Source organism: Micromonospora sp. 4G55 (assembly GCF_016803375.1).
The window spans coordinates 1-2338 of sequence record NZ_JAEVHN010000844.1; the positions used below are offsets into that span (position 1 = coordinate 1).

Sequence of the window (2338 nt, forward strand, 5' to 3'; positions counted from 1 at the left end):
GCCGTACGGTGTGCGCGAAGCCTGCAAAACCTTGCCAATGCCGGGCCCCGCGGTCAAGCGCGGAAGCCCGGAGTGGTTTCGGGACGGCTTTCCCACATGTTGGGGTCATCAGATATTTACCGACGCTCACTCCGGAGAGGCGATCGGCCACTCTGGAGTGACAATGCCTGTTCAGAGCGTGGGCGACAATGAGGCCAAAAGGTGACGGGGCCGTCGGTTGACCGTTTCCTGCCTCACTGCGGCTTCCCAAACGCGATCTTCTCTGATGAAATCGCGGCCGTGCCGCGCGTGGCGCTCTCCGCTGCACCAGGCACGGGTCGGCGGGTCAGGCGTGGAAGATACGACGGAGGCGATGTCGTGAGCACCGGACCGACGACCCTGCCCGAAATCGGCGACGCCGCCCAGCGCGACCGGGGGCGGCGGCTGCCCCGACTGAGGGACGCGCGGATCCGCTCCAAACTCGCCCTCATTCTGGTGGTGCCGGTCGCCGCGGTCATTGCTCTGGCAACTATCCGACTCATCTCCACCGGTGAGGGCGCGTACGACGCCACCCGGATCCGGTCGCTGACCGCGCTCTCCGTCGACGTCTCCGCACTCACCCAGGACCTGCACAAGGAACGGATGGCGGCGGCCGGCTACCTGGCCGCGCCGCAGCAGAAGGCCGACGACTACAACCTGCGGGTCCGCGCCACCGACCAGCGGATCGCGGAGTACCGCGCCGAGCGCGGCAGGATCGGCGAGGTCCCGTCGGCCGTCCGCGACCGGCTCAAGGTCATCGACGATCACCTGGAGACGCTCAACGGCACCCGCCAGGAGGTGCTCGACCGTCGGCAGATGCCGGTGGCCGAGGCCACCCTGCGCTACGGCATCGTCCTGACCGACCTCGTCTCGTACGGCGACGCCCTGGCCCAGCTCCCCGGGCAGGAGAGCCTCGCCGACGCCCGCCGCGCGGTGGCCGCGTTCAGCCGCGCCAAGGCGGCCGTCGCCGAGGAGGAGGCGGTCGCCTACACCGCCCTCAGCGCCGGCCGGATCGACGAGGAGCAGTTCTCCGCCTTCGTCACCACGCTGACCGGCCAGCAGGAGGCGCTGGTCTCCTTCTCCCTGGCCGCCGACCCGGACCAGCGGGCCCTGGTCGAGGGCACCGTCTCCGGCGACGCGGTCGGCCTCGCCGACCGGGTGGCCGCCGACATCACCCGCTCGGTGGGGCAGCAGCCACTGGTCAGCGCGGCCGACGCGAGCGCCTCGATCGGCTCGGTCAACGACCTGATGCGGTGGGCCGAGATCCAGCTCCAGGACCGCCTGCTCGACCGGGCCGAGCAGGCCCGCAGCGACGTCATCCGGCAGGCCGTGATCGAGTCGGCGCTGGTGCTGCTCACCCTGATCATCGCCGTGTCGCTCGCCGTGGTGCTGGCCCGCTCGCTCAACCACTCGCTGCGGCGACTGCGCGAGGGCGCGCTGTCGGTGGCCAACCACGACCTGCCGGACGCGGTGCGGCGGCTGCAGAACATGGGCAGCGTCGGCGAGGGCGGCGTGGACGAGATCGTGCGCCAGGTCCGCGACCCGATCCGGTTGCGCAACCGCGACGAGGTCGGCCAGGTGGCGCTGGCCTTCAACGTCGTGCACCGCGAGGCGGTCCGCGTCGCCGCCGAACAGGCCGCCCTGCGTACCAGCGTCTCGGCGATGTTCCTCAACCTGGCTCGGCGCAGTCAGACGCTGGTCGACCGGATGATCGGCGAGCTGGACGCGATCGAGCGCAGCGAGGAGGACCCGAAGCGCCTCGCCCAGCTCTTCGAGCTCGACCACCTGGCCACCCGGATGCGCCGCAACGACGAGAACCTGCTCGTCCTGGCCGGCGCCGACTCCGCGGTGCCCCGCCGCGAGGACGCGCTGCTGGTCGACGTCCTGCGGGCCGCCCAGTCCGAGGTCGAGCTCTACAACCGCATCGAGTTCGGCACCGTCGACACCGACATCTCGGTCTCCGCCCACGCCGTCAACGACGTGGTCCGCCTGGTCGCCGAACTGCTCGACAACGCCACCCGCTTCTCGCCGCCGACCACCACGGTGGTCGCCGACGGCCGCCGGATCCGCGACTACGTGCTGATCCAGATCGAGGACCGGGGACTGGGCCTCACCGACGAGCAGCTCGACTCGCTCAACCGCCGGCTGGCCGCGCCGCCGAGCGTGGACGTGGCCGCGTTCCGGCTGATGGGTCTGGCCGTGGTGAGCCGGCTCGCCTCCCGGTACGGCATCCGGGTCGAGCTGCGGCGCAACGTCGAGGGCGGCACGGTCGCCCAGGTGACGCTGCCCACCTCGACCGTGGTGCTGCCCGCCCATCGGG

General features: G+C 71.3%; 1 protein-coding gene. It reads left to right on the plus strand.

Annotated elements, in window-relative coordinates; all coding sequences use genetic code 11:
• Window positions 1-357 precede the first annotated feature (357 nt).
• Window positions 358-2338, plus strand: a 1981-nt coding sequence (locus JNW89_RS35045; RefSeq protein WP_238452288.1) for a nitrate- and nitrite sensing domain-containing protein, incomplete at its 3' end; no start/stop codon positions are given.